Source organism: Bradyrhizobium sp. SZCCHNR1098 (assembly GCF_032489375.1).
Lineage (GTDB): Bacteria > Pseudomonadota > Alphaproteobacteria > Rhizobiales > Xanthobacteraceae > Bradyrhizobium.
The window spans coordinates 60,004-84,923 of record NZ_JAUEXY010000002.1; the positions used below are offsets into that span (position 1 = coordinate 60,004).

15 protein-coding genes are annotated in these 24,920 nt (G+C 65.0%); 4 read left to right on the plus strand and 11 right to left on the minus strand.

The window, feature by feature from the left end; genetic code table 11:
- Positions 1-564: 564 nt before the first annotated feature.
- Complete coding sequence (gene ligD, locus QX135_RS04530) at positions 565-3,249, plus strand: DNA ligase D (protein ID WP_316177174.1); 2,685 nt, start codon at positions 565-567, stop codon at positions 3,247-3,249.
- 94 nt (positions 3,250-3,343) lie between these two features.
- Here ligD and QX135_RS04535 read toward each other — a convergent pair whose 3' ends face one another.
- A complete protein-coding gene (locus QX135_RS04535) occupies positions 3,344-3,508 on the minus strand; it encodes a DUF3309 family protein (RefSeq protein ID WP_006614022.1) in 165 nt (54 codons plus the stop codon).
- A gap of 172 nt (positions 3,509-3,680) precedes the next feature.
- Here QX135_RS04535 and QX135_RS04540 point away from each other — a divergent pair, with 172 nt between their 5' ends.
- Positions 3,681-3,992, plus strand: a complete 312-nt coding sequence (locus QX135_RS04540; RefSeq protein ID WP_315782040.1) for a polyhydroxyalkanoic acid system family protein — start codon at positions 3,681-3,683, stop codon at positions 3,990-3,992.
- On the opposite strand, the gene treY is transcribed toward QX135_RS04540, so the two are convergent.
- From treY to treS, 5 genes are read right to left on the minus strand one after another with little or no spacing between them, the layout of a single operon-like run.
- A complete protein-coding gene (gene treY / locus QX135_RS04545) occupies positions 3,993-6,794 on the minus strand; it encodes a malto-oligosyltrehalose synthase (protein WP_316177172.1) in 2,802 nt (933 codons plus the stop codon).
- A gap of 1 nt (position 6,795) precedes the next feature.
- Positions 6,796-8,562: a malto-oligosyltrehalose trehalohydrolase gene (gene treZ / locus QX135_RS04550; RefSeq protein WP_316177170.1), complete on the minus strand. Its 1,767-nt coding sequence runs from the start codon at positions 8,560-8,562 to the stop codon at positions 6,796-6,798.
- On the minus strand, positions 8,559-10,634 hold the full coding sequence (gene glgX, locus QX135_RS04555) for a glycogen debranching protein GlgX (RefSeq protein ID WP_315811638.1): 2,076 nt from the start codon (positions 10,632-10,634) through the stop codon (positions 8,559-8,561). Before glgX ends, treZ begins: the two co-directional genes overlap by 4 nt.
- Before the next feature lie 4 nt (positions 10,635-10,638).
- Positions 10,639-12,777, minus strand: a complete 2,139-nt coding sequence (gene glgB, locus QX135_RS04560) for a 1,4-alpha-glucan branching protein GlgB (protein WP_316177168.1) — start codon at positions 12,775-12,777, stop codon at positions 10,639-10,641.
- Positions 12,774-16,079 (minus strand): maltose alpha-D-glucosyltransferase, encoded by a 3,306-nt coding sequence (treS, locus tag QX135_RS04565; RefSeq protein WP_316177166.1) that lies wholly within the window; start codon positions 16,077-16,079, stop codon positions 12,774-12,776. Before treS ends, glgB begins: the two co-directional genes overlap by 4 nt.
- A 352-nt stretch (positions 16,080-16,431) precedes the next feature.
- Here treS and malQ point away from each other — a divergent pair, with 352 nt between their 5' ends.
- Together malQ and QX135_RS04575 are read left to right on the plus strand one after the other, a co-directional pair.
- The gene (malQ, locus tag QX135_RS04570; RefSeq protein ID WP_316177164.1) at positions 16,432-18,384 is read left to right on the plus strand and encodes a 4-alpha-glucanotransferase; all 1,953 of its coding nucleotides are present in this window, start codon (positions 16,432-16,434) and stop codon (positions 18,382-18,384) included.
- Positions 18,385-18,424: 40 nt separating this feature from the next.
- Complete coding sequence (locus tag QX135_RS04575) at positions 18,425-20,236, plus strand: glycoside hydrolase family 15 protein (RefSeq protein WP_315782028.1); 1,812 nt, start codon at positions 18,425-18,427, stop codon at positions 20,234-20,236.
- An 11-nt stretch (positions 20,237-20,247) separates the two neighbouring features.
- On the opposite strand, the gene QX135_RS04580 is transcribed toward QX135_RS04575, so the two are convergent.
- From QX135_RS04580 to gnd, 5 genes are read right to left on the minus strand one after another with little or no spacing between them, the layout of a single operon-like run.
- On the minus strand, positions 20,248-21,072 hold the full coding sequence (locus QX135_RS04580; protein ID WP_315738656.1) for an HAD family hydrolase: 825 nt from the start codon (positions 21,070-21,072) through the stop codon (positions 20,248-20,250).
- 19 nt (positions 21,073-21,091) lie between these two features.
- On the minus strand, positions 21,092-21,622 hold the full coding sequence (locus tag QX135_RS04585; protein WP_316177162.1) for a gluconokinase: 531 nt from the start codon (positions 21,620-21,622) through the stop codon (positions 21,092-21,094).
- A complete protein-coding gene (gene pgl, locus QX135_RS04590) occupies positions 21,609-22,358 on the minus strand; it encodes a 6-phosphogluconolactonase (protein WP_316177160.1) in 750 nt (249 codons plus the stop codon). The genes QX135_RS04585 and pgl overlap by 14 nt, the downstream gene beginning before the upstream one ends.
- 2 nt (positions 22,359-22,360) lie before the next feature.
- On the minus strand, positions 22,361-23,884 hold the full coding sequence (gene zwf, locus QX135_RS04595) for a glucose-6-phosphate dehydrogenase (protein WP_316177158.1): 1,524 nt from the start codon (positions 23,882-23,884) through the stop codon (positions 22,361-22,363).
- Positions 23,881-24,918, minus strand: coding sequence for a phosphogluconate dehydrogenase (NAD(+)-dependent, decarboxylating) (gene gnd / locus QX135_RS04600; RefSeq protein WP_316177156.1), 1,038 nt, complete (start codon positions 24,916-24,918; stop codon positions 23,881-23,883). The genes zwf and gnd overlap by 4 nt, the downstream gene beginning before the upstream one ends.
- Positions 24,919-24,920: the final 2 nt, after the last annotated feature.

The following is a 24,920-nucleotide window of genomic DNA, read 5'->3' on the forward strand; positions in this document are numbered from 1 at the left end:
CGCTTCGGGAAAAAATAATTCGCTTGACGACTTCGTAAAATCAGCATTATAGTCCGACCCGTTCCGTTGCGTCGGAGGGGACGTATCGCGGTCGTCACGGACGTCGGCAGCGGAATGCGATGGGTGTGTCGGATTGCAGCGTGATTCAGTCGCGCCGACGAACAATCCGGCATGCACGGTCAAGTCGCGCGGTCCTGATACCCCGATGCTGGTATCCAGCGCAATGCGCGCAAGCGCATTGTCGCGACACGGTGGCCAACAAGCCCGGCGCGCCGAGGAGAACGCGAAGCAGCCGTTAAAGCCGTCGCGCAGGGAGGGCCGGGATGTCTCGGCTGCACCTGTGGTACCTGCCGCCTGCATTTTTTTCGCAGGCGGGCCATGGGGGCGGCGAGCTCCCGGCCTTCCCTGCGCCCTCTCGATTGGCAGAGGGCGGACGCCAGCGCAGCCTGGGCTCCCTGAGCCGCGGGAACGCGGAACTTTGCCCGATGTTATCATCATGGTGATGCGGCCGGTTCCACGAGTTCACCGGCTTTGCTACGCTACCACTCAACGCGAGGGATCACCGTGGCGTTCAGGAAGCTCTCCACCTATCGCAAGAAGCGCGATTTTGACAAGACGGCGGAGCCGTCCGGCGACGCCAAGGTTGCGCGTGCGCCGCGGCCGCGTTTCGTCATCCAGAAGCACGACGCGACGCGGCTGCACTACGATCTCAGGCTCGAATTTGGCGGCGTCTTCAAGTCGTGGGCGGTGACCAAGGGCCCGTCGCTCGATCCGCATGACAAGCGGCTCGCGGTCGAGGTCGAGGACCACCCGCTCGACTACGGCGATTTCGAGGGCACGATCCCGGAAGGCGAGTATGGCGGCGGCACCGTCATGCTGTGGGACCGTGGCTATTGGGAGAGCGAGGATCCCGAGAGCGGCTTCAAGAAGGGCGATCTGAAGTTCACGCTGGATGGCGAGAAGCTGCATGGCAGTTGGGTGCTGGTGCGCATGCGCCACGATCGCACCGGCGGCAAGCGCACCAATTGGCTCCTGATCAAGCATCGCGACGAATTTGCCAAGGAGGGCGAGGCCAACGACATTCTCGACGCCGACAAATCAGTGGCGTCGGGGCGCACGATGGAGCAGATCGCGGCCGGCAAAGGCAAAGCGCCGAAGCCGTTCATGCTCGCCAAGACACAGCGCATGAATGCCGATGCGGTGTGGCATTCGAACCGCAGCGACGGCAAGGCCACTTCGACGAAGACGGCGCCGTCGGCAAAGACGACGAAAGCGAGCCTGAAGTCGAAGACAGTGGCGCCGCGCATGGTGTCATCGTTGCCGGACTTCGTCGCCCCAGAGCTGTGTACCTCGGTCGCGAAGCCGCCGAGCGGTGAGGGGTGGGGGCATGAGATCAAGTTCGACGGCTACCGCGTGCAGATCAGGGTCGAAGGCGGCAAGGCAACCCTGATGACGCGAAAGGGCCTGGACTGGACGGCCAAGTTCAGTGCGATCGCGCAGGAGGCCGCGAAGCTGCCGGATGCGATCATCGACGGCGAGATCGTCGCGCTCGACAAGGACGGCAATCCGAATTTCTCTGCGCTGCAGGCGGCGATCTCAGCGGGCGAAACCGACGATCTGATCTTCTTTGCCTTCGACCTGATGTTCGCCGAAGAGTTCGACCTTCGCCGCCAGCCTTTGCGCGAGCGCAAGGCGCGCCTCGCGAAGCTGTTGAAGGGGAACATCAAAGGCAAGGCGCCGCGCATCCGCTATGTCGAGCACTTCGAGAGCGACGGCGAGGCGGTGCTGGAGTCCGCACGCAAGCTGTCGCTGGAGGGCATCGTCTCCAAGAAGCTGGACTCGGCCTATCATTCGGGACGGACGGAGAGCTGGACCAAAGCCAAGACCAGGCCCGGCCACGAGGTCGTCATCGGTGGCTGGAAGACGACCAACGGCAAATTCCGATCGTTGATGGTCGGCGTCAACAAGGACGATCATCTCGCTTATGTCGGGATCGTCGGCACCGGCTTCGGCCAGGACACGGTGAAGGAGATCATGCCGGCGCTGAAGGCGGCGGCCTCCGACAAGAGCCCGTTCAGCGGCAAGAACGCGCCGCGCAAGACGCGCGAGGTGCATTGGCTCAAGCCCGAGCTGGTCGCCGAGATCGAGTTTGCAGGCTTCACCGGCGACGGCAATGTCAGGCAGGCCTCGTTCAAGGCACTGCGCGAGGACAAGCCGGCGCGCGAGGTCGTTGCCGAGGAGCCGGTGGTGACGACGAAGGTTGCGAAGCCGGTGGCGCGCGCCGCGGCGAGCGTCGCGACCGTCGGCACCACGGTCCACAAGACGCCGTCTCGGACGAAGGGCTCGGCGACCGTGATGGGCGTTGCGATCTCCAAGCCCGACAAGGCGCTGTGGCCGGACGCGGGCGACGGCGAGCCCGTCACCAAGCTCGATCTCGCGAACTATCTGGAAGCCGTCGGAGACTGGATGATCGGTCATCTTAAGGGCCGGCCATGCTCGATCGTGCGTGCGCCTGACGGCATCGGTGGCGAAAAATTCTTCCAGCGGCACGGCATGCAGGGCATGTCGGACCTGCTCGAGCTGGTCAAGGTCTCGGGCGATCGCAAGCCGTATCTGCAGATCGATCGCGTCGAGGGATTGATCGCGGTGGCTCAGGTCGCCGCCGTCGAGCTGCATCCATGGAATTGCGCGCCGGACGCCTATGACGTTCCGGGCCGGCTGGTGTTCGATCTCGATCCGGCGCCGAACGTCGCGTTCGAGGAGGTGATCGCGGCAGCCAAGGACATGCGCCAGCGCTTGAAGAGCCTCGGACTCGAGAGCTTCTGCAAGACCACGGGCGGCAAGGGTCTGCATGTGGTGACGCCGTTGCTGCACGGCGCGCGCGACAAGGTGAGCTGGCCCGAGGCGAAGGCGTTTGCCCAGGGCGTGTGCCAATGGATGGCGAACGACAACCCGGAGCAATATCTGCTCAACATGTCGAAGAAGCTGCGCAGGGGAAAGATCTTCCTCGACTATCTGCGCAACGACCGGATGTCGACGGCCGTCGCCGTGCTGTCGCCGCGCGCCCGCGAAGGCGCCACCGTGTCGATGCCGCTGACCTGGGCGCAGGTGAAGAACGGGCTCGAACCCAAGCGGTACACGGTCCGAACCGTGCCGGCGCTGTTGCCCAAGACCAGGGCGTGGGAGGGCTATGACGACGCGGCCGGAGCGATCAAGCCGGCGATGAGGAAGCTCGCGAACGAAGTGTGAGGCATGCGATGCGGGGCGCAATCAAGCCCAGGCCGACGTGGCGCGGCCACGTCAGCCCGAACTGATCAGTTGGATGGCTATGAGATCGATCGGATCAGATGCGTCCGAGCAGGACGAGAATCAGCACGATGACGATGATCAGGCCAAGGCCGCCGCCGCCGTAGTAGCCGGTGCCGTAGAACGGACCGCCGCCGATGCCGGAAAAGCCGCCGAGCAGGGCGATGATGAGAATGATGAGGATGATAGTTCCGATGGACATGTGCTTCCCTCCAGTGCCCGGCAGCGGGGCGACAACGTGCTCTGCCTTCGCCGAGGAAACTGGTTGGAACTTCGAAAGTTCCGCATGGGAACAAGTAAAATGCAGGGTGTGTCTTTGCGGTCGCATCCACCGATGACTACATGAAAAGGCGGTTGTTAGTCAGGAGATCGCGATGTCAAGTCCGCTTGTCGTTTCCATTCCGCATCGCCTCGGCAAGGACGAGGCTGTGCGCCGGCTCCAGGCCGGTCTCAGCCGCGCCGCGACCAGCGTTCCGGTCCTGAAGGTCGACGAAGAGCGCTGGGAGGGCGACAAGATGATCTTTCGCGTTCGCGCGCTCGGTCAGGCGGCGTCGGGCCATGTCGACGTCGCCGACGATCACGTGCGTGTCGAGGTCGTGCTGCCTTGGCTGCTGCAGCGCTTTGCCGAGGCGGCGCAGGCCGCGATCCGTAACCGTGGCCAGTTGCTGCTGACGAAGAAGGGCTGATCAGGTCGGCGCCGCCGCTGTCTGGCGTCGACCAGCCGGGTGGGCTGCCGCATCAGTCCGCGCCGGGATCACTGCTGCAGGCATGTGCGTGAAGATGGAGGACACCGCGACCATGCCGTTCTGCATGTCCGCAGATGTGTAACCGCGGGCATGAACCTCGGCTTCGAAATCATCCGCGTGGGGCCACACCCGGCCAGCGTCGGTAAACGGCGCAAAGTTGCGCGCAGTGATGACGATGACGGCGTCGCGCCCGCGCCGCCGTGCGAAGGCAATGATGTGATCGGCATGACGTCCGCTCACCTCGAGCGGCTCATAGGCGCCGTCCGTGAAGACCGAGGACATCTCGTTACGCAGCCTGAGCAGCCGCCGCGTCCAGGCCAGCTTGATGCGGCCATCCGGCCAATGGTCCGCGAGGTGCGCCCAGTCGGGACTCTCGCACGCACGCAGCGCCTGTTCGCGTGCGGCGAAATCGACCGGGCGGCGATTGTCGGGATCGACCATCGAGAGGTCCCAGAATTCGGTGCCCTGGTAGAAGTCGGGCACCCCCGGCATGGTCGCCTTGAGCGTCAGCTGCGTCAGGGAGTTCAGCGCGCCGAGCAGCGCCAGCCGTCTGGCGACAGTCTCCAGCGACTGCAGGAACTCGGTCGAACGGTCGCGGTCCAGGATGCGTTCGATGAAGGCGCGCAGGCCGTTCTCATAGGCCTCGTTCGGATTGAGCCAGCTGGTCTCCTCCTTGCCCTCGCGCGCGGCTTTCAGCGCATAGGCCTGCAGCCGATCGGGCAGGGTGTCATCGGTGCCGCTTGCCGGCCAGATGCCAACCAGCGTCTGGTACAGCATGTATTCGAACGCCGCCGAGGGCGCGCGCATCTTGCCATCCGTGATGACGTGCGGCGCGTTCAAGGTCTTCCAGCGCGCCATCGCGGACGTCCAATCGTTGGGCAGCTCGGTGATGGCGGCGAGTCGCGTGCGCGCATCCTCGCCGCGCTTGGTGTCGTGGGTAGCGGTGGCGGTCATGCCGTGCGGCCAATGCCTGGCGCGGTCCTGCATCAGCTTGTGGAAGTCGCCGATGGCGAGAGCATGCGCCGCCGGATCGCCGCCGACCTCGTTGAGCGCGAGCAGCCGGTGGAAGCGGTAGAAGGCGGTGTCCTCCAGCGACTTCGCCATCATGGGCCCGGTGAGCTGCTGCACCTTGAGGGCGAAGCGGCGTACACGCGGGACGCTGTGGTTGGTGCTGCGGTCGCGCTTGATGAGATCCATGGTCAGCGCATCGCGCAGGAACTCGAAGATCGAGCCGTCGGAGGCGAACCATTCGGCGCGGGCGCCAGCGATGGCGTGGTCGATCAGCTTGCGGTCGGTCTCGGTCGGGCCGGCTGTGGTGAGGTAGGTGCGATAGACCGGGAAGTGAAGAACATACAGTTCGAGCGCCTGGCGCAGGATGTCTTCCGAATAGTCGCGCGTCGAGTAGTGGCCGTTGGCGATGCGCGCCAGGAGGCGCGTCAGCACGGTGAACTCGCTGGTCAGAAGCGTCTCCAGCACGCGCCGCTTGGCTTCCTTTATCACCGGCGCCAGCTTCGGCGGCTTGTTGCTGATCTGGCGCCAGATCTCGTCGAGCGGCTCCAGGCCGTTGCCGTCGATCAAAAGCTGGATGACCACGTTCATCCATTCGTAGCCGGTGGTGCCGTGCACCCCTGCGAAGCGCGGCAGCTTCTCCTGCTCGCAGAGGATCTTCTCGATCACGACGTAGAACGGCCCCGCCGCCGGCCCGCGGGCGTCGCGGATCAGCCGGCGCAGGCGCTGAAAATATTGTGCGGGATCGCGCAGGCCATCGATATGGTCGAGCCGCAATCCCTGCAACTGGCCGCCGGAGATCAGCGTCTTGACCAGCCGGTGGATCGCTTCGAACGTGCCGGCATCCTCGACGCGCAGGCCCGCCAGCGTGTTGACGTCGAAGAAGCGGCGGTAGTTGATGTCGCTGGAGGCGAGCCGCCAGTGGCCGAGCTTGTAGTGCTGCCTCTCCAGCAAATGATGCAGGGCGAGCGTCTGTGCGGCACGGTCGGGGCCGGCCTTGTAGGCCGCGATCCCGCGGGCAATGACGTCGGCGGCGCCCGGAATGGCCTTGAGGGCCGCCTTGAATGCCGGCGCTTCCTTGCGGTTCGGATGGCGCAGGCCTTGATAGCGCGAGGCGAGCTCCAGGATCGCCCTGCCGGTCTCACTGCTTTCTGCGCCTGCCTCCTTGACGATGATGCGCAGCACTTCGCCGTAGCGCTCGGGCGCGATCGGCAGCCGATGCTCGAAGTACCAGCAGGAGAACGAGCCTTCCCCCGGATCATAGCGCAGCTCGATGTCGCCATGTTCGAGTGCATGACCGTAGGAGGTGCCGACGATCGGCAGCAGCACGCCGCCGCGTGCGCGATACGGCAACTGGTCCCAATCGATGTCGAACGAGGCGGCGTGCGGCGACGCCTGGCCCCATTCGAGGACGTCGAGCCACCATGGATTGTCGTCGAAATGCACGCCGACATGGTTCGGCACGAAGTCGAGGATGAGGCCGAGATCGTGCTGTTTGAGCGCTGCGCTCAGTTTGGCAAAGCCGTCCTCGCCGCCGAGCTCGGGATTGAGCTTGGAATGATCGGTGATGTCGTAGCCATGCGTCGAGCCCTTCCGCGCCGTCATGAACGGCGAGGCGTAGACGTGGCTGATGCCGAGCGCCTTCAGATACGGCACGACGCGCGCGGCCGCTTCGAAGTTGAAATCACCCGTGAGCTGCAGGCGATAGGTCGCGAGGGGGACGGCCGGAGGCATGCTATCCTCCGATGCTCCAGAACACGGACCACGGCGGCAGGCGGTCTCCAGGCGTGCCGCCCCAGATCGGAGTGCCCGGGACGCCGTTCGGCGAAGCCGCGAGCTCCTTGTCCGAGACGTTGGCAAGCAGAGTCAGCCTGCTGCCATCGCCCATCTCCCAATGCGCGGTCAGGCGACCGTCATCGGTCACATCAGCGTCGCCGAATTTTGCGCCCGGAAGCCGCGGCGCAACCTCCTTGTGACGCACGGCGAGGAGCGCGCGCACCAGCGCCAGACGCTCGCGCCCCGGCGATGAATTACGGGAGTCCCAGTCGATGATCGCGGACTTGAAGGTTTCGATGTCGAGCGGATCGGGGACCTCGTCGCCATGTTTGGCGTATGCCCACTCATACTCCTTGCGGCGTCCCTTACGCACGGCATGCGCAAGGTCGCCCTGGAAGTCGCAGAAGAATGGGAACGGCTGCTTCGAGCCCCATTCCTCGCCCATGAACAGCATCGGCACGGTCGGCGCCAGCAGCGTCACCGCGAGCGCCGCCGCGATCCCTTGCGGCGGCGCCAGCGCCTCGAGCCGGTCGCCGAACACGCGATTGCCGATCTGGTCATGGTTCTGCAGGAAGTTGACGAACGCTCCGGGGGCCAGATGACCGCTCGGCTCACCTCGCGGATCGCCGCCCCAGAATGCCGCCGGTTCGCCCTGATAGACGAAGCCGGAGGCGAGCGCGCGAGCGAAATCGCGGCGCGGCGCCTGCTGGTAGTCGCCGTAATAGCCGCCACTCTCGCCCGTCAGCATGACGTGCCAGGCATGATGATAATCGTCGTTCCACTGCGCGCGGAATTTGCCGCGCGGCGGCTCCTCCGCGGAATCCAGCATGCTGGCGCGGTTGTCGCCGTTTTCGAGCACCAGATGGATGTGCCGCCCGGTTGCTTCGACAAGCTTGCCAACCGCCGCGCTCAGATCGTGCAGCATCGGGATCTCACCCTCGTTGGACAGGATGTGATTGACCGCATCGAAGCGCAGGCCGTCGAAGCGATAATTCGTCAGCCAATGCAGCGCGTTCTCGATCGCGAAGGCGCACACTTCCGCGCGCCGGTAGTCGATCGCGCTGCCCCATGGCGTATGCGCATCGGTGAAGAAGGTCGGTGCATACAGGCCGATGTAGTTTCCCTCCGGGCCGAAGTGATTGTAGACGACGTCGAGAAACACCATCACCCCACGCAAATGGGCCTCGTCGATCAACGCCCGCAGGTCGTCGGGCCGGCCGTAGACGCTGTCGGGTGCGTAGAGCAGCACGCCGTCATAGCCCCAATTGCGCCGGCCGGCGAAATCCGCCAGTGGCATCAGCTCGAGTGCCGTGATGCCGGTCTCGACGAGGTGATCGAGCTTGTCGATCATCGCGCGGTAGGTGCCTTCCGACGTGAAGGTACCGACATGACTTTCCAGGAACACGGCATCCTGCCACGGGCGGCCGCGCCAGTTTTCCGAGCGCCAGGTGTAGGCGCGGTGATCGATGACTTCGCTCGGACCGGAGACGTCCTCTGGCTGGAAATCCGAGCCGGGATCCGGAACGTCGAGCTCGTCGTCGATGCGGAACTTATACTGCGTGCCGGCGCCGGCGCCGGCGACCTCGAGCGCATACCAGCCGCCGTCGAGGCGCTGCATCTCGTGCTTGCCGTCGAGCACCAGATCGACGCGCTTGGCGGCGGGAGCCCACAACCGGAACGTCGTGCCTTTCCCGGTGATGCGAGGTCCGAACTGACGGGGGCTCATGGCAGGCCCGCAAACGCCAGCACGGAGCGGGGCGGAGCCTTGAGGTCGGCCCCGGCGGTGAAATCGACCTGCTTCTGCTGGGCTTCGGTGGTGTCGAGGACCTGCTGCCACGTCTTGTATTCGGCGAGCTCGGGCAATTTGAATCCAATCTCTTCGGGCGCTGCATTCAGAACGATAAAGATCGGAGCCTGCTCCTGTTCCAACGGGGCGAGCACGTAGGCGAGAAATCGTCCGTCGGGAAAGGTCCAGTCGGTTTGCGTCATCTCCTCCGCCGAAGGCGTCAGCCACAGCACGCCGAAGCTGCCGTCCGAGCGGCGGCCGTCCAGCCAGCGGCGTGCGCGGATCTGGCCGAAGCGGCGGCGCAACTCGGTCATATGCGCGATGAAGTCGATGAGGTCGTCACCCTCGCGGCCCATGCCGCTCCAGTCGACCCAGCCGACATCGTTGTCCTGACAATAGGCGTTGTTGTTGCCGTGCTGCGAGTTGCCAACCTCGTCGCCTGCGAGCAGGATCGGCAGACCCTGCGCGAGGAACAGACAGGCGAGCTGGTTCTTGCGCAACTGTCGGCGCATCGCATTGATCGCGACGTCGTCGGTCGGGCCTTCATGGCCGCAATTGTTGCTGTGATTGTCGTTGGAGCCGTCGCGATTGTCCTCGCCGTTCGCCTCGTTGTGCTTGCTGTTGTAGCTGAACAGGTCCGCCAGCGTGAAGCCGTCATGGACGGTGACGTGATTGACGCTGGCGCGTTGGCTACGGCCGTCGTGATTGAAGATGTCGGACGAGCCGGTCATGCGGCTGGAGACCTCGCCGATCAGGCTGCCTTCGCCGCTCCAGTAGCGGCGCATGGCGCTGCGATAGCGGTCGTTCCACTCCGACCATTGCGACGGGAAGGCACCGACCTGGTAGCCGCCGAGGCCGACGTCCCACGGCTCTGCCACGAGCTTCACGCCGGCGAGCACGGGGTCCTGGCGGATCGCGGTGAGAAACCCGCTGCGCCGGTCGAAGCCGTGCTTCTCGCGCGCCAACGTCGTCGCGAGATCGAAGCGGAAGCCGTCGACGTGACAGACCTCGACCCAGTAACGCAGCGAGTCCATCACCATCTGCAGCACGCGCGGATGGGTGAGGTTCACCGACGAGCCGCAACCAGTGAAGTCGTCGTAGAAGCGCGGATTGTCGGGCTGGAGCCAGTAGTAGGAGGCGTTGTCGATGCCACGATAGCACAGGGTCGGCCCGAGATGGTTGCCCTCGGCGGTGTGGTTGTAGACCACGTCCAGCATCACCTCGATGCCGGCATCGTGCAGCCGCGCCACCGTCGTTCGGAAGGCATCGAGCGGATTGTCCTGCGCGTAGCGCAGCTCCGGCGCGAAGAAGGAAATGGTGTTGTAGCCCCAGTAGTTGACGAGCTTCTTCTCGACCAGCATGCGGTCGTCGATGAAGGCGTGGATCGGAAGCAGCTCGATCGTCGTGACGCCGAGCCGCTTCAGATGCTTGATCATCGCGGGCGAGGAGAGTCCGCCATAGGTGCCGCGCAGATTGGGCGGCACGTCGTCGCGCTTGTTGGTCAGGCCCTTGACGTGGGCCTCGTAGATGATCGTGTCCTCCCACGGGATCTGCGGCCGCATCTCGCGCCGGCCCCAGTTGAAGGTCTCGTCGATGACGACAGCCTTGGGCATGCCGCGGGCATTGTCGCGCCGGTCGAACGAGAGATCCTCGCGCGGCGAGCCGGCGCGGTAGGCGAAATGGGCATCGCTCCAGACCAGCCGGCCGGCGAGCCGCTTGGCATAGGGGTCGAGCAGTAGCTTGTTGGCATTGAAGCGGTGGCCGCGCTCCGGCTCGTAGGGCCCGTAGACGCGGTAGCCGTAGAGCTGCCCCGGCGAGACGTCGTTGAGATAGCCGTGCCAGACATCTTCCGTCCGCTCCGGCAATTCGATCCGCTCGATCTCCCGCCGGCCCTGGCTGTCGAACAGGCAGAGCTCGACCTTCTCGGCATTGGCGGAGAACAAGGCAAAATTGGTCCCCCGTCCGTCCCAGGTTGCTCCGAGACGGGCGTGGCTTCCTGCGGCCAGACGCATTGCGTCAGGCTTCCGGGACGAGAAATACCGCTGCCATGGGCGGGAGGATGAGGTTGAGCTGGTGTTCTTCAGAGGCATGGACCTGGCCGACATTGCCGACATTGCTGCCGCCATAATGCAGGGAGTCGGAATTGAAAGCTTCCCTCCATTTGCCGCCGAACGGCACGCGGACCCGGTAATTGTAATACACGTTGGGCGAAAAGTTCACGACCACGACGCAGCGCGCGCGCTCATCGAAGCCCTTTCGCACCCAGGCGAACACGTTGCGGTCCGCGTCATCGGCGATCAGCCACTCGAATCCGTCCGGCTCGCAGTCCCGCTCATGCAGTGCCGGCACGTTGCGGTAGAGATGGTTGAGGTCTCGGATCAGGGCCTGGATGCCGGCATATTTGGCATCGCCGAGCAGATGCCAGTCGAGCGAGGTGTCGTGATTCCACTCGCGCTCCTGGGCGAGCTCGCAGCCCATGAACAGGAGCTTCTTGCCGGGATGCCCGAACATGAAGCTGTAATAGGCGCGCAGATTCGCAAAGCGCTGCCAGTCGTCGCCGGGCATCCGGCCGAGAATGGAGCGCTTGCCGTGCACGACCTCGTCATGCGACAGCGGCAGGATGAAGTTTTCCGAAAAGGCGTAGTGCAGGCCGAACAGGATCTCGCCGTGATGATATTTGCGGTGGATCGGATCCTTGCTGATGTAGCGCAAGGTGTCATGCATCCAGCCCATGTTCCACTTGTAGCCGAAGCCGAGCCCACCCATGTCGACTGGGCGCGACACCTGCGGCCACGCCGTGGATTCCTCGGCAGCCGTGGTCGCCTGCGGGAAATGACCGAACACGTCGATATTGGTCCGACGCAGAAACTCGATCGCCTCGAGATTCTCGCGCCCGCCATATTTGTTTGGAATCCAGCCGCCGGAGGGACGGCTGTAGTCGAGATAGAGCATCGAGGCGACGGCATCGACGCGCAGGCCGTCGATGCCGTAGCGCTCCAGCCAGAACAGCGCGTTCGAGCGCAGGAAGTTGGCGACTTCGGTGCGGCCGTAATTGTAGATCAGCGTGCCCCAATCGAGATGCCGGCCCTGCATCGGGTTGGCGTGCTCGTAAAGCGCCGTCCCGTCAAAATGGCCGAGGCCGTGCGGATCATCCGGGAAATGGCCCGGCACCCAGTCGAGCCACACCGCAAGGCCTTCGCGGTGGCAGGCATCGACCAGCGCGCAGATATCCTCAGGACTGCCAAAGCGGCTGGTCGGCGCGAACAGGCCGGTCGGCTGATAGCCCCAGGAGCCGTCGAACGGATGCTCGCTGACGGGCAGGAATTCGATGTGCGTGAAGCCCATGTCGCGTGCATAGGCCGGCAACTGCTCGGCGAGCTCGCGATAGGTCAGCCACTGGTTGTTGTCCTTGCGCCGCCAGGAGCCGAGATGCACCTCGTAGATCGAGACCGGTCGATTCAGTTTGTTGATGTCATGTGGCGCCGGCCGCGGCCGCGGCAGGCTGGTCTCGTCGACCACGATCGATGCGGTCTTGGGACGGATCTCGGCCGCGAAGGCCATCGGGTCCGATTTCAGCGGCAGGTGCTCGCCCTGCGGGCCGATGATGTCGAACTTGTAGTGGTCGCCGGCCCTGGCACGGGGAATGAACAGCTCCCAATAGCCGTTGCCGCGGACGCGCATCGGGTGGCGCCGCGCATTCCAGAAGTTGAAGTCGCCGACCACGCTGACGCGACGTGCATTGGGCGCGAGTACGACGAATCCGACGCCATCGACGCCGTCGAGCACCATCGGATGCGCGCCAAGCTTGTCGTAAAGCCGCTCATGGTTGCCTTCGCCGAGCAGATGCAGGTCAAAATCGCTCAGGATCGGCAGGAAACGATAGGGATCCTCGAGGTCGGTCACGTGGTCGCCGAATGTCGCCCGAAGCCGATAGCGCTGCAGCGACGGCATGGTCCCGGTGAACAGGCCGGCATCATGGATGCGCGTCAGCGGCGAGACTTCGCCGTGCTCGCCGACCACCTCGACCCGCGAGGCCTCGGGCAGGAAGGCACGCACGACGGCCCGCCCGTCGACATTGTGCTGACCGAGATAGCGAAACGGGTCGGCATGCCGACCTTCGATGATCGCAAACGCCTCGGGAGAAAGATGGGTCATGAGGACTCGCTGGCTGATGCTGGCTCGGACAGGACGCGAAGCAGGTTGCCCAATGCGACGCGCAACCAGTCCGGCCGGTGAGCCAGATCATATTCGAGCGCTCCGAGGGCTTTTTCCAGCATGAAAAAGTTAAGGAGCGCCTCCGCGGTGTGCGGATCGTCCGGCCAGAGGCGCTGGTTGGCCTTGATCTCCCGATAACCCGTCAAAAAGGCCGTAACAGCCTGGTCGCGCCATTCCGACAGCGCGGCGGGGATCCGGCCGTGATCGTCCGGGCCTGCCCTCAGAGCACGCTCGAGCGCGACGCGGACCGAGCAATCGATCGAGCGCAGGAAGCCCGCGATGTCGCGGGCCGGCGGCGCCTTGCGCAGGCGCTCGGCGAGTGGCTGCTCCTCGTCGCCGTCGAAATCGATGATGAAGATATCATCCTTGACGATGAGGATCTGGCCGAGATGGAAATCGCCATGCAGCCGGATGTCGCAGCCGCCGACATGGTGCGGGATCAGGCTGCTGAGGCGCTCCGACAACTCGCCGCGCCTGGCGAGCACCTGGTCGACCAGCCCTCGTTCCGGATCCTTGAGGTGATCGCGACGCTCGCTCAGGTCCGTCAGGACCCGTCCGGCCTGGGCGCGCAGCCGGTCGATCCAGTGATCGAGATGATCTGCGGTCGTGGGTTCGGGCGCGAAATCGGCGACGTCGCTGCGCGAGGCGAGCGCCGCATGCAGTTCGCCGACGCGACGGCCTGCCTGCGCCATGTAGCGCAGATAGGGCGACAGCTCCTCGCTCTGCCGCACGTCGCCGCTCGCGGCGAACACGCGCTGGTCGTCGACGTAGCGATCAAGATAGGCGGCGCTGACGGTCCAGCCGTCGCCCTGGTTCTCGACGAAGCCGTGGACGCAGCCGACGGTCTGCCGCTCGCCCTCCTGGATCACCTCGATGTTGCCGAGCAGCGGCGGGACATTGGCGAAGCCCACCGCCTCCGTGAGGAATCGGCCGATCTCGATCTCCGGATGCGGGCCGGCCTCCAGCTCGCGGCGGATCTTGATGAAAAACTCGTTGTTGACGACCGCCTTGCTGCTGCAGCGGTCGGTTTCGACCACGCGCACCTGCTCGGATTCGCGGATTGGCTTGTCCGGAAACCGCGACGTCGGCCGGAATTCGAGGCGCACCCCGTTTTCCTCGACCGTCAACGATTGCTTCAGATTGTGCAGGAGCAGCGCGAGAAAGATCGGGCTGGTCGCTGCATCGAGCAGCGTTCCCTCGCGAGCGCCCTGGCGCACGGCGGCAAAGGCTTGCGGATTGTAGCGATCGCGATCGAAGCGGACCCATTCGATCTGCATCGGCAGCAGATAGCGCAGCTTGTCGTCGCGCTCAGCGGCCTTGAAGAAGATCAGCCAGGGCCGGTTGTCGCCGATGTCGCAGAACGGGATCGCCGAGGTCAGCGTCGGATGGATCGCGTCCGCCGAGCGCTCGGGGTACCATCGCGCGCGCGCCAGATGACCGGGCAGAACGTCGCGTTCGAACACGCTGCGAGTGCGAGCCAGCGATACCCAGGTCGAGCCGAGCGGCACGACCAGCGTCTCGAACTCCGGCACCGCGCGCTGGATGATGGGCTCCGACTTCTCGCGCTCCTTGAGCTGGAACCAGTAGAATCCGTAGGGCGCGAGCGTGATCATGTAAGGCAGCTCGCCGATCGCGGGAAAGCGCGAGCGGCCGAGCATCTCGATCGGGACGCGATCCTTGAACGGCGAGAGATCGAGCTCGGTCGCCTGCGCCGAGCGCGACAGGTTGGCGACGCAGAGGATGACCTCGTCCTTGTACTGCCGGACATAGGCCAGCACCGACCGGTTGGCCGGGCGGATGAAGGTCATGGTGCCCCTGCCGAAGGCCAGCGTCGACTTGCGCACCGAGATCAGCTTCTTGGTGGCGTTCAACAGCGACGACAAGCTGCGCGATTGCGCCTCGACATTGACCGCCTCGTAGCCGTACACCGGGTCCATGATCATCGGCGCGTAGAGCCGCGCCGGGTCGGCGCGCGAGAAGCCGCCATTGCGGTCGGGCGTCCACTGCATAGGCGTGCGCACGCCGTTGCGGTCGCCGAGATAGATGTTGTCACCCATGCCGATCTCGTCGCCGTAGTAGATGATCGGCGTGCCCGGAAACGACATCAGCAGCGAGTTCATCAGCTCGATCTTGCGCCGGTCGTTGTCCATCAGCGGCGCGAGGCGGCGGCGGATGCCGACATTGATGCGTGCGCGCGGATCGTTAGCGTAGGTCGACCACAGATAGTCGCGCTCGACGTCGGTCACCATCTCCAACGTCAGCTCGTCATGGTTGCGCAGGAACAGCGCCCATTGGCAGGTCGCGGGGATGTCGGGCGTCTGGCGAAGGATGTCGGTGATCGGGAAGCGGTCCTCCTGGGCGATCGCCATGTAGATGCGCGGCATCAGCGGGAAGTGATAGGCCATATGGCATTCGTCGCCCTGGCCGAAATATTCCTGAACGTCCTCCGGCCACTGATTGGCTTCCGCAAGCAGCAGCTTGTCCTTGGCGTAATTGTCGAGCTCGACACGCAGGCGCTTGATGATCGCATGCGTCTCGGGGAGGTTTTCGTTGTTGGTGCCGTCGCGCTCGCAGAGGTAGGGGATGGCGTCAAGCCGGAAGCCGTCGACGCCGGCATCGAGCCAGCGTTTCATCACCTGGATGATCGCGTTGACCACGCGCGGATTGTCGAAATTGAGGTCCGGCTGGTGCGAGAAGAAGCGGTGCCAGTAGAACTGGCCGGCCTCCGGATCCCAGGTCCAGTTGGACTTCTCGGTATCGGTGAAGATGATTCGGGTGCCGAGATATTTCTGGTCGGTGTCGCTCCAGACGTACCAGTTGCGGGCGCTGGAGCCGGGCGGGCTGCGCCGGGCGCGCTTGAACCAGTGATGCTGGTCGGAGGTGTGATTGACCACGAGCTCGGTGATCACCCGCAGGCCGCGCCGCTTGGCCTCCTGGATGAAGCGCTTGAACTCCTTCATCGTCCCGAAATCGGGATTGATGCTGCCGTAATCGGCGATGTCGTAGCCGTCGTCGCGGCCGGGCGAGGGGTAGAACGGCAGCAGCCACAGCGTGGTGACGCCGAGGTCCTGCAGATAATCCAGCTTGTCGGTCAGGCCGGCGAAGTCGCCGACGCCGTCATTGTTGCTGTCGGCGAACGCCTTGACGTGCAGCTGGTAGATGATCGCGTCCTTGTACCAGAGACCGTCGCCGTCGGTCTCGGTCTGCAGACTCGGCGAATCCAGGGATGACATCAGGTTCACGAGGCCCTCACCTAGGAGAGAGGATGATGATGCAGCTGCGATCGGAGGCGTCTCGAAAGATGTCTCGGTCTCGGCAGATGCGGCTCTCCTCAAAAGAGGGCAGAATAGGGGAGAAAGCGTCCTTGGGGGTGACGCTCTCGAACGTGTGCGCAAATTTGTTCACGGTGATGCCATTGACAAGAAAACGGCGTCCCGGTTCGCTAGAAACCGAGACGACCCCCTTACAAAGCTGCAAGGCTCGTTTTGTTCCCCCGGGAACGACGGCCATGCCGCGGCGTTAGGGGCTTATCTTCTTGCCGTCCCACAACAATTTACGACGTACGTCTCCCGTTACGTCCAGATCGCGTGCCGAATGGATCTCTACAGCGAAGCCCATAGTCTCGGAATCCTGACAGAATTCTACGATGGTCAGGGGCACCGTCGCGTGACCGACGAAGCGGCGCTCAAGATCATCGTTGAGGCTTTTCCCAGGCCCACGCCTCATCGGCTGCTGAGCGGCGCGGTCGTGATTCGGTCCGGGCAGCCGGCGCGCAGCCGCCTCAACGAGGCGGCCAAGCTGCCAGTCAGGTGGACCATCAGGCGTGGCGACGCTGAGACAGCCTCCGGGCAGGCCGCTGAGGCCCTGGTCGAGTGGCCGGGTGAGCTGCCGGTCGGCAGCTATCGCCTCGAGCTGGTGGATGCGTCGTCGTACCGCGAGGAGCTGCCGCTGCTGGTCGCGCCGGCGAAGGCCTTCGGCGGTGATTTCGATCGCGTCTGGCTGCTGGCGGTCCAGCTCTACGGCATTCGAACCGGTCGCAACTGGGGCATGGGTGATTTCACCGATCTTGCCGATCTCATCACGCTTTGCGCCAAGCTCGGCGCCGATGGCGTCGGCCTCAATCCGCTGCACGCGCTGTTCGACGACCGGCCGGGCGATTTCAGCCCCTATGCACCGAATAGCCGGCTGTTTCTGAATGCGCTCTATGTCGATGTGGAGCAGGCGCCCGGCTTCGCGAACGGGCCGGACAGCAAGGTGCTCGAGCCGCTGCGGCGGGCCGAGCTGGTGGACTACAAGGGAGTGGCGGCGTTGAAATGGCCGGCCTTGCGCGCAGCCTTCGACGCCTTCATGGCTGCGCCCGACGCCGCCGCGGCGGCGGAGTTCATGGCCTACCGCGCCGAGCGCGGCGATCTGCTGGCGCGCTTCACCTGCTTCGAGGTGTTGCGGCATCGCTTCCAGAAGCCGTGGTGGGACTGGCCCGAGGAGTGGCGGCAGCCCGATGCTGGGCGCTGCGCGGCGCTGCTCAGCGGCCCCGATCGGAGGGAGGCCGATTTCGTCGCCTATGTGCAGTGGCTCGCCGAACGACAATTGAGCCATTGCAGGGATCTCGCGCAGCGGCTGGGAATGAAGGTCGGTCTGTATCTCGACGTCGCGGTCGGCGTTCAATCCGACGGTTTCGATGCCTGGAACGAGCAGGGCGCCATTTCGCGCACGCTGTCGGTCGGGGCGCCGCCCGATCCCTTGAACACGGTCGGGCAGAACTGGGGGCTCGCCGGCTTCAACGCGCCTGGACTGGCGCTGAAGAATTTCGAGCCGTTCCGGGAAATGGTCCGGGCGTCGATGCGGCATGCCGGCGCGATCCGGCTCGACCATGTGCTCGGTTTGAAGCGGCTCTATCTGGTGCCGCACGGATTTCCGGCCAAGCAGGGCGCTTACGTGCAGATGCCGTTCGAGGCGCTGCTCGCCGCAACCGTCATCGAGAGCGTCGCCAACGAATGCATCGTCATCGGCGAGGATCTCGGCACCGTGCCGGAGGGCTTTCGCGAGCAGATGGCCGATTGGGGATTGTGGTCCTACAAGGTGATGATCTTCGAACGCGACGACAACGGGTGCTTCCGCGATGTCGACTTCTATCCGCCGAATGCGCTGGTGACGCTGAATACCCACGATCTCTCGACCTATGCCGGCTGGCGCTCGTTCGGCGATCTCAAGACCAAACGCGGGCTGGGCATCGATCCCGGTGAAAGCGACCAGGATCGCTGGGATGCGTTGGGGCTCTGGGACGAGGTGCTCCGCCAAAACGGCATTCGAGCCAACGACGTCCACTCAGCGATCGCCTTCCTGTCGCGGACGCGGTCCCGGCTGCTGGTGATTTCCCTGGAGGATCTGCTGGAAGTGGTCGATCAGCCCAATATTCCCGGCACGATCGACGAGCATCCGAACTGGCGCCGCAAGATGCCGATCAAGCTCGAGGACATCGCCGGTGCGACCAGCGTCGCGGCGTTGAAGGCGGCGACCGCCGAACGGATCAGCCCGGCCGGCGTTTAGAACGGGGGGATTGCGGGGGGCAGTTGCACGCGGATGCCAAATGTCCTGCAGGATCGAAGACTACGCGCTGATTGGTGATTGTGAGACGGCTGCCCTGGTGAGCCGGAACGGGTCGATCGACTGGCTGTGTTGGCCGGCGTTCGATTCGGATGCCTGTTTCGCAGCCTTGCTGGGAGATCGCAGCCATGGCCGCTGGCTGATCGAGCCGCGCGGCGACGTCCGATCGACGTCTCGCCGTTATCGCGGCGACAGCCTCATCCTCGAGACGCGATACGAAACTGCGACCGGCACCGTCGAGGTGATCGATTTCATGCCTCCACGGGGCAGCGCCTCAGATGTCGTGCGGCTGGTCCGCGGCGTCTCCGGCCGGGTCGCCATGCGGATGGAGCTGATCATCCGCTTCGGGTTCGGCATCGAGATTCCCTGGGTCAAGCGTTCCGAGGATCGCTCCGCGCTGCTCGCCATCTGCGGCCAGGACATGGCGGTGTTGCACACGCCGGTCGCCACCCGCGGCGAGGACATGACCACGGTGGCGGAGTTCGAGGTCGCTGCCGGCGACACCGTGCCCTTCGTGCTCACCTACGGTCCGTCGCATCTGCCGGTGCCCAAGGCGATCGATCCGGATCGGGCGCTTGATGACACCGAAACGTTCTGGGCCGACTGGTCGCGGCGCTGCACCCATCAGGACGAGCATCGCGCGCTCGTGATGCGCTCGCTGATCACCTTGAAGGCGCTCACCTACGCGCCGACCGGCGGCATCGTCGCGGCGCCGACCACCTCGCTGCCGGAGAAGCTCGGCGGCCGGCGCAACTGGGACTACCGGTTCTGCTGGCTGCGTGACGCGACATTCACGCTGCTGGCGCTGATGAACTCGGGCTACACGGAGGAAGCGCTGGCCTGGCACAACTGGCTGCTGCGCGCCGCGGCCGGCGCTCCCGCCTATATGCAGATCATGTATGGCATCATGGGCCAGCGGCGGCTGATGGAGTGGGAGGCCGAGTGGCTGCCGGGCTACGAGGGTGCCCAGCCGGTGCGGATCGGCAATGCCGCGCATGCGCAGCTCCAGCTCGATGTCTACGGCGAGCTGATGGATGCCTTCCACCAGGCCCGCATGACCAAGCTCAAGCTGGACGACGGCACCTGGGACCTGGAATGCGCGGTGCTCGACCATCTCACCGACGTCTGGGACCAGCCCGACCACGGCATATGGGAACGCCGCGGCGATGGCCGTCACTACGTGTTTTCCAAGGTGATGACCTGGGTCGCGTTCGATCGCGCGATCAAGAGCGCGGAGAAGTTCGGGTTCAAGGCGCCGCTGGAGCGCTGGCGGCGGCTGCGCGAGGCCATTCATCGCGACGTCTGCGACAAGGGCTACGACGAAGGCCTCGGCAGCTTCGTCGAGTCCTATGGCTCGCGGCTGCTCGATGCCAGCCTGCTGCTGTTGCCGGCGGTCGGCTTCCTGCCGTGCTCCGATTCGCGCATTCGCGGCACGGTCGAGGCGATCGAGCAGCATCTGCTGCGGGATGGCTTCGTGCTCCGGCACGATCCGCGCGACGTCTCTCCGGACGAGCAGCAGCCGATTGAAGGCGCGTTCCTGGCCTGCACGCTGTGGCTGGCCGACGCGCATGTTCTGGCGGGCGCCACCGAAAAAGCCGAGACGCTGTTCCGCCGCGTTGTGAACATCGCCAACGACGTCGGACTGCTGGCCGAGGAGTACGACACCGAGGCACGGCGGCAGACCGGCAACTTTCCCCAGGCGCTGACGCATATCGCGCTCATCAACACGGCGCAGAATCTGAGCAGTGCCAAGAAGGCCAGCGACAAACCCGCGAGGCAGCGGTCGGAAGCCTGAGCTGCCGCGTGTCAGCTTGCGGATGAGCCTTGCGCGTTTTCTGCCAGGATCATCTCCATGGCATTGGCAAAGCCTTCGTCCTGGTTGGACGTGGTGATCCGCTTGGCTTTGCTCTTCACCTCGTCACTGGCATTGCCCATGGCGATCGACAAGCCGCTCACCTCGAACATCGCGACGTCATTATGCATGTCGCCGATGGTCGCGACCTGGTCGAGCGGGATACCGAGCCGCTGGGCCATCGCTTTGACGAAGGTGCCCTTGTTGCGGCCTGGCGGCGTGATGTCGAGATAGTAGCTCTGCGAGCGGACAGCGGTCGCTTCCGCCCCCAATGCCTGCTGCATCTGGCTCTCGCAGCGCGCCAGCAGCTCGAAATCGCTGCTGGCGCCGACGATCTTGCAGGCGTTCGACAGATAGGGGGAGAAATCGTCGACGATCGTCGGCTCCGCGCGAATGGCGCGCCGCTCGTTCGGGACGTACTCGCCGTCCGGATTGCGCGTCAGCCAGGCATCATTGGTGAAGACCCAGATGTCGACGCCGGATTGATGGAGAAGATCGACGCAGCGCGCGGCGGCCGCGGGCGGGATCAGGCTCTGCTCGAGCGGGCGCATGTCGGCGCCGATGATCGAGCTGCCGTTGAACGGGCCGACCGGAAGGCTGATCTGCAGCGGCTCGATCAGAAAGCGCATGCCGATCGCCGGGCGGCTCGAGGTGAGCGTGAAGGCGACGCCGCATTCGTGCAGCCGTCGCGCCACCTTCGCGGCCCGCTCGGTCAGAACCTTGTCCTTGGTCAGCAGCGTGCCGTCGACGTCGGATACGACGAGAGCGATGCGGGTCATGAGCCCTTCCTGTTCGCGGTCAGGAGCAGCGCCGACCGGCGTGAAGCTGTTGCATGATGTCGTCCACGATCGCCGCGACCGGCGCGTCGACCGAGACGGTGATGGGATGCTCGGCGGCCCCAGGTGGTTCCAGGGTGGCGAACTGGCTGGCGAGCAGGCCCGGCGGCATGAAGTGCCCCTCGCGATGGCTCATCCGCTCGCCGATCAGCTCCTGACTGCCTTGGAGATAGACCATGCGGACATCGTTGCGGCCGCCGACGAGGATGTCGCGATAGGCCTTCTTGAGCGCAGAGCAGGCGATGATGATGTGCTGGCCCGCAGTACGGCAACGCGCGATCTCCGCCGCAATGGCCTGCAGCCAGGGCCAGCGATCCTCGTCCGTGAGCGGGTGGCCGGCGCTCATCTTGGCGACGTTCGCGGGCGGGTGAAAGCTGTCGCCATCCTCGAAGCGCCAGCCGAGGCGCTGGCCCAATGCTTGTCCGATCGTGCTCTTGCCGGAGCCGGACACGCCCATGATGACGAGCGCATGGGGCAGGTCAGATCTCGCCACTTCGCCCCTCCGGCCAGGCCTCGCTGTCGATGAGCAGGATCGTCTCCTGAATCGAGCGGGCGCGATTGGCGGGCAGGTCCTCACCGGCCAGCACGTGCGCCATGATCGCGCGCTTGTCGGCACCGGCGACCTCGAACAGCATGGTTCGGCAGGAGGCGAGCGCAGGCAACGTCAGGCTGATCCGCGGCACGAAGGGGGCGACGTGAGCCTTGTCGACGCCGACAACCCAGCGATCGGTGACGTCGATTGCGGGAAAGCCGGGGAATAGCGACGCGACATGGCCGTCGGGACCGATGCCGAGCAGCACGAGGTCGAACAGCGGCCGCCCGGAGTCGAGCCGCGCGGCGCCGTAGAACGCTTCCAGCGTGCGCTGATAGTCGCGGGCAATGGCCTCCGGGTCCGACCCATCGGTCGCGATCGGGTGGATGTTCGCGGCCGGCGCGCAGGCATCGAGGAACACGTGACGTGCCGTGGTCATGTTGTGCAGGGAATCGCCGGGCGGAACATATCGCTCGTCACCGATGAACCAGTGGACGCGCGGCCATGGAATCCGTTCACGATAAGCGTCCGTCGCCAGCAGCTCATAGAGCTGCCTCGGGCTCGATCCCCCGGTGAGACAGATGGCCACGCGTCCCGGATTGGTATCAGTCCGAGCCAGGAGATGTTCGGCCGCGACCCTCGCCATCGTCGCCCGGTCGGCGACGCGCACGAGCTTGCGGTCCTGCGGCCCGGCCACGGCTAAACCAGCTTGCGCCAGCTGCGGCCGTCGCGGGCCAGGAGATCGGCCGCCGCCTCAGGTCCCTCGCTGCCGGCCGCGTAGGAATGCAGGCCATCGCGGCCAGCCTTCTTCCACGCACCGATGAACGGCTCGACGGCCTTCCAGCCGGCTTCGACGCTGTCGGCGCGCTGGAACAGGATATTGTCGCCGATCATGCAGTCATAGATCAGCGTCTCGTAGCCGGTGGCCGGCTCAGCCTGGAAATAGTCCTTGTAGTTGAACTTCATCTGCACGCCGTCGGTGCGGATGGTGGGGCCGGGTACCTTGGTGTTGAACTGCAGCGTGATGCTCTGGGTCGGCTCGATGCCGATGACCAGATAGTTTTCGGCCAGGGTTTCGATCGGCGTGCAACTGAACATCGCGAACGGCGCCTGGCGGAACTTGATCGCGACCTCGGTGCGCTTGGCGCCAAGCGCCTTGCCGGTGCGCAGATAGAACGGAACGCCGGCCCAGCGCCAATTGTCGATCGTGAGCTTGAAGGCGGCATAGGTCTCGGTGGTGCTGTCGGTACGGACGTCCTTGCTCCTGACATAGTCGGGCAGCTCGGCGTCGCCGATCATGCCGGCCGTGTACTGGCCGCGCACCGAGTTGAGCAGCGCCTCCCGTTCGCTCAACGGCTGGATCGCCGATAGCACCTCGGCCTTCTCGGAGCGGACGGTATGTGCATCGAACCGTGCTGGCGGCTCCATCGCCACCAGCGACAGCAATTGGAATAGATGGTTGGGGACCATGTCGCGCAGGGCGCCGGTGGCGTCGTAGAAGCTGCCGCGCGTGCCGACGCCGAGCTTCTCCTCGACGGTGATCTGCACGTGGTCGATGTGATGCCTGTTCCAGATCGGCTCGAACATGCCATTGGCGAAACGCAGCACCAGGATGTTCTGCACCGTCTCCTTGCCGAGGTAATGATCGATCCGGTAGATCTGGTGCTCGGTCACGAGCTGCAGCAGCTCGTCGTTCAGCTTCTTGGCCGAGGCGAGATCGGTGCCGAACGGCTTTTCCACTACGAGGCGGCGCCAAGCCTTGCCGTCCTCGCGCAGCAACCCGACGCGCCCGAGCTGTTGCGCGATCGGCGCAAAGGCGCTCGGCGGCGTCGCCAGATAGAACAGCCGATTGCCGTGGGTCTCCCGCGCGGCTTCCAGCTTTTCCAGCTTCGCCTTCAACTGATCGAAGCTTTCCGGCTCCTTCGGATCGGCCTCGATCGCCGTCACGCATTGCAGCAGTCGCTGGGCGATCTCGTCCTCGATCGGGCGCGTCGCGTATTTGCGCAGGCCTTCCATGAGATTGTCGCGCAGTTGCTCGCTCGACATGCCCTTGCGGGCAATGCCGACGATGCAGAGCCTGTCCGGCAGCAGATGATTGGCCGCGAGATTGTAAAGCGATGGCAAGACGAGCCGATGGGTCAGATCGCCGGTCACGCCGAAGATCACGAAGGCGCAGGCGTCAGGCTTCTGGTGTTGCGGCTGATGCGAACGGTGGGCGGTCACGCGCGGTCCGCCTTCGGCTTGACGATCTCGGGCGCGCTCTGGCGCGCCGGGTCTGGGTGCTGTTCGGGCTCCTTGTGTCCGCCGAAGCCTTCGCGCATGGCCGAGAGAATCTTCTCCGCGAACGTGTGCTCCTGGCGCGAGCGGAAACGGGCGAACAAGGCGGCGGTCAACACCTCGGCCGGCACCGCCTCGTCGATCGCCGCATTCACGGTCCAGCGGCCCTCGCCCGAATCCTCGACATAGCCGGAATATTTCTCCAGACCGGGCTGCCGCGCCAATGCGCTGGCGGTGAGGTCGAGCAGCCAGGACGGAATGACGCTGCCGCGGCGCCACACCTCGGCGATATCTGCGAGATCGAAGTCGAAGCGGTGCGCCTGCGGCAGCGCCGCGCTGTTCGCATTCCTGAGGATGTCGAAGCCCTCGGCATAGGCCTGCATCAGGCCATATTCGATGCCGTTGTGGATCATCTTGACGAAGTGCCCGGCGCCCACCGCACCGGCATGCAGATAGCCCTGCTCGACGCGCGGGTCGCGGCCATCACGGCCCGGTGTGCGCGGGATGTCGCCGATCCCAGGCGCGAGCGCGGCGAAGATCGGATCGAGCCGGTCGACGACCGGCTTATCGCCGCCAATCATCATGCAGTAGCCGCGATCGAGGCCCCAGACTCCGCCGGAAGTGCCTACGTCGACGTAGTGCAGACCGCGCTCCTTGAGCGCCTTGCCGCGGCGGACGTCGTCCTGCCAAAAACTGTTGCCGCCGTCGATGATGACATCGTCTCGGGTCATTAGCCCGGTGAGCTGCTCGACCGTGGCTTCCGTGATCTTGCCGGCCGGCAGCATCACCCAGGCGTGCCGCGGGGTGGCGAGCTTACCGACGAACTCCTCGAGGCTCGCGGCGCCGGTGGCGCCTTCGGAGACCAGCGCGGCCACGGCTTTTGCGTCGCGATCATAGACCACGCAGGAGTGCCCCGCGCGAATCAGGCGGCGCACGATGTTGCCGCCCATCCGCCCGAGACCGATCATTCCAAGCTGCATCG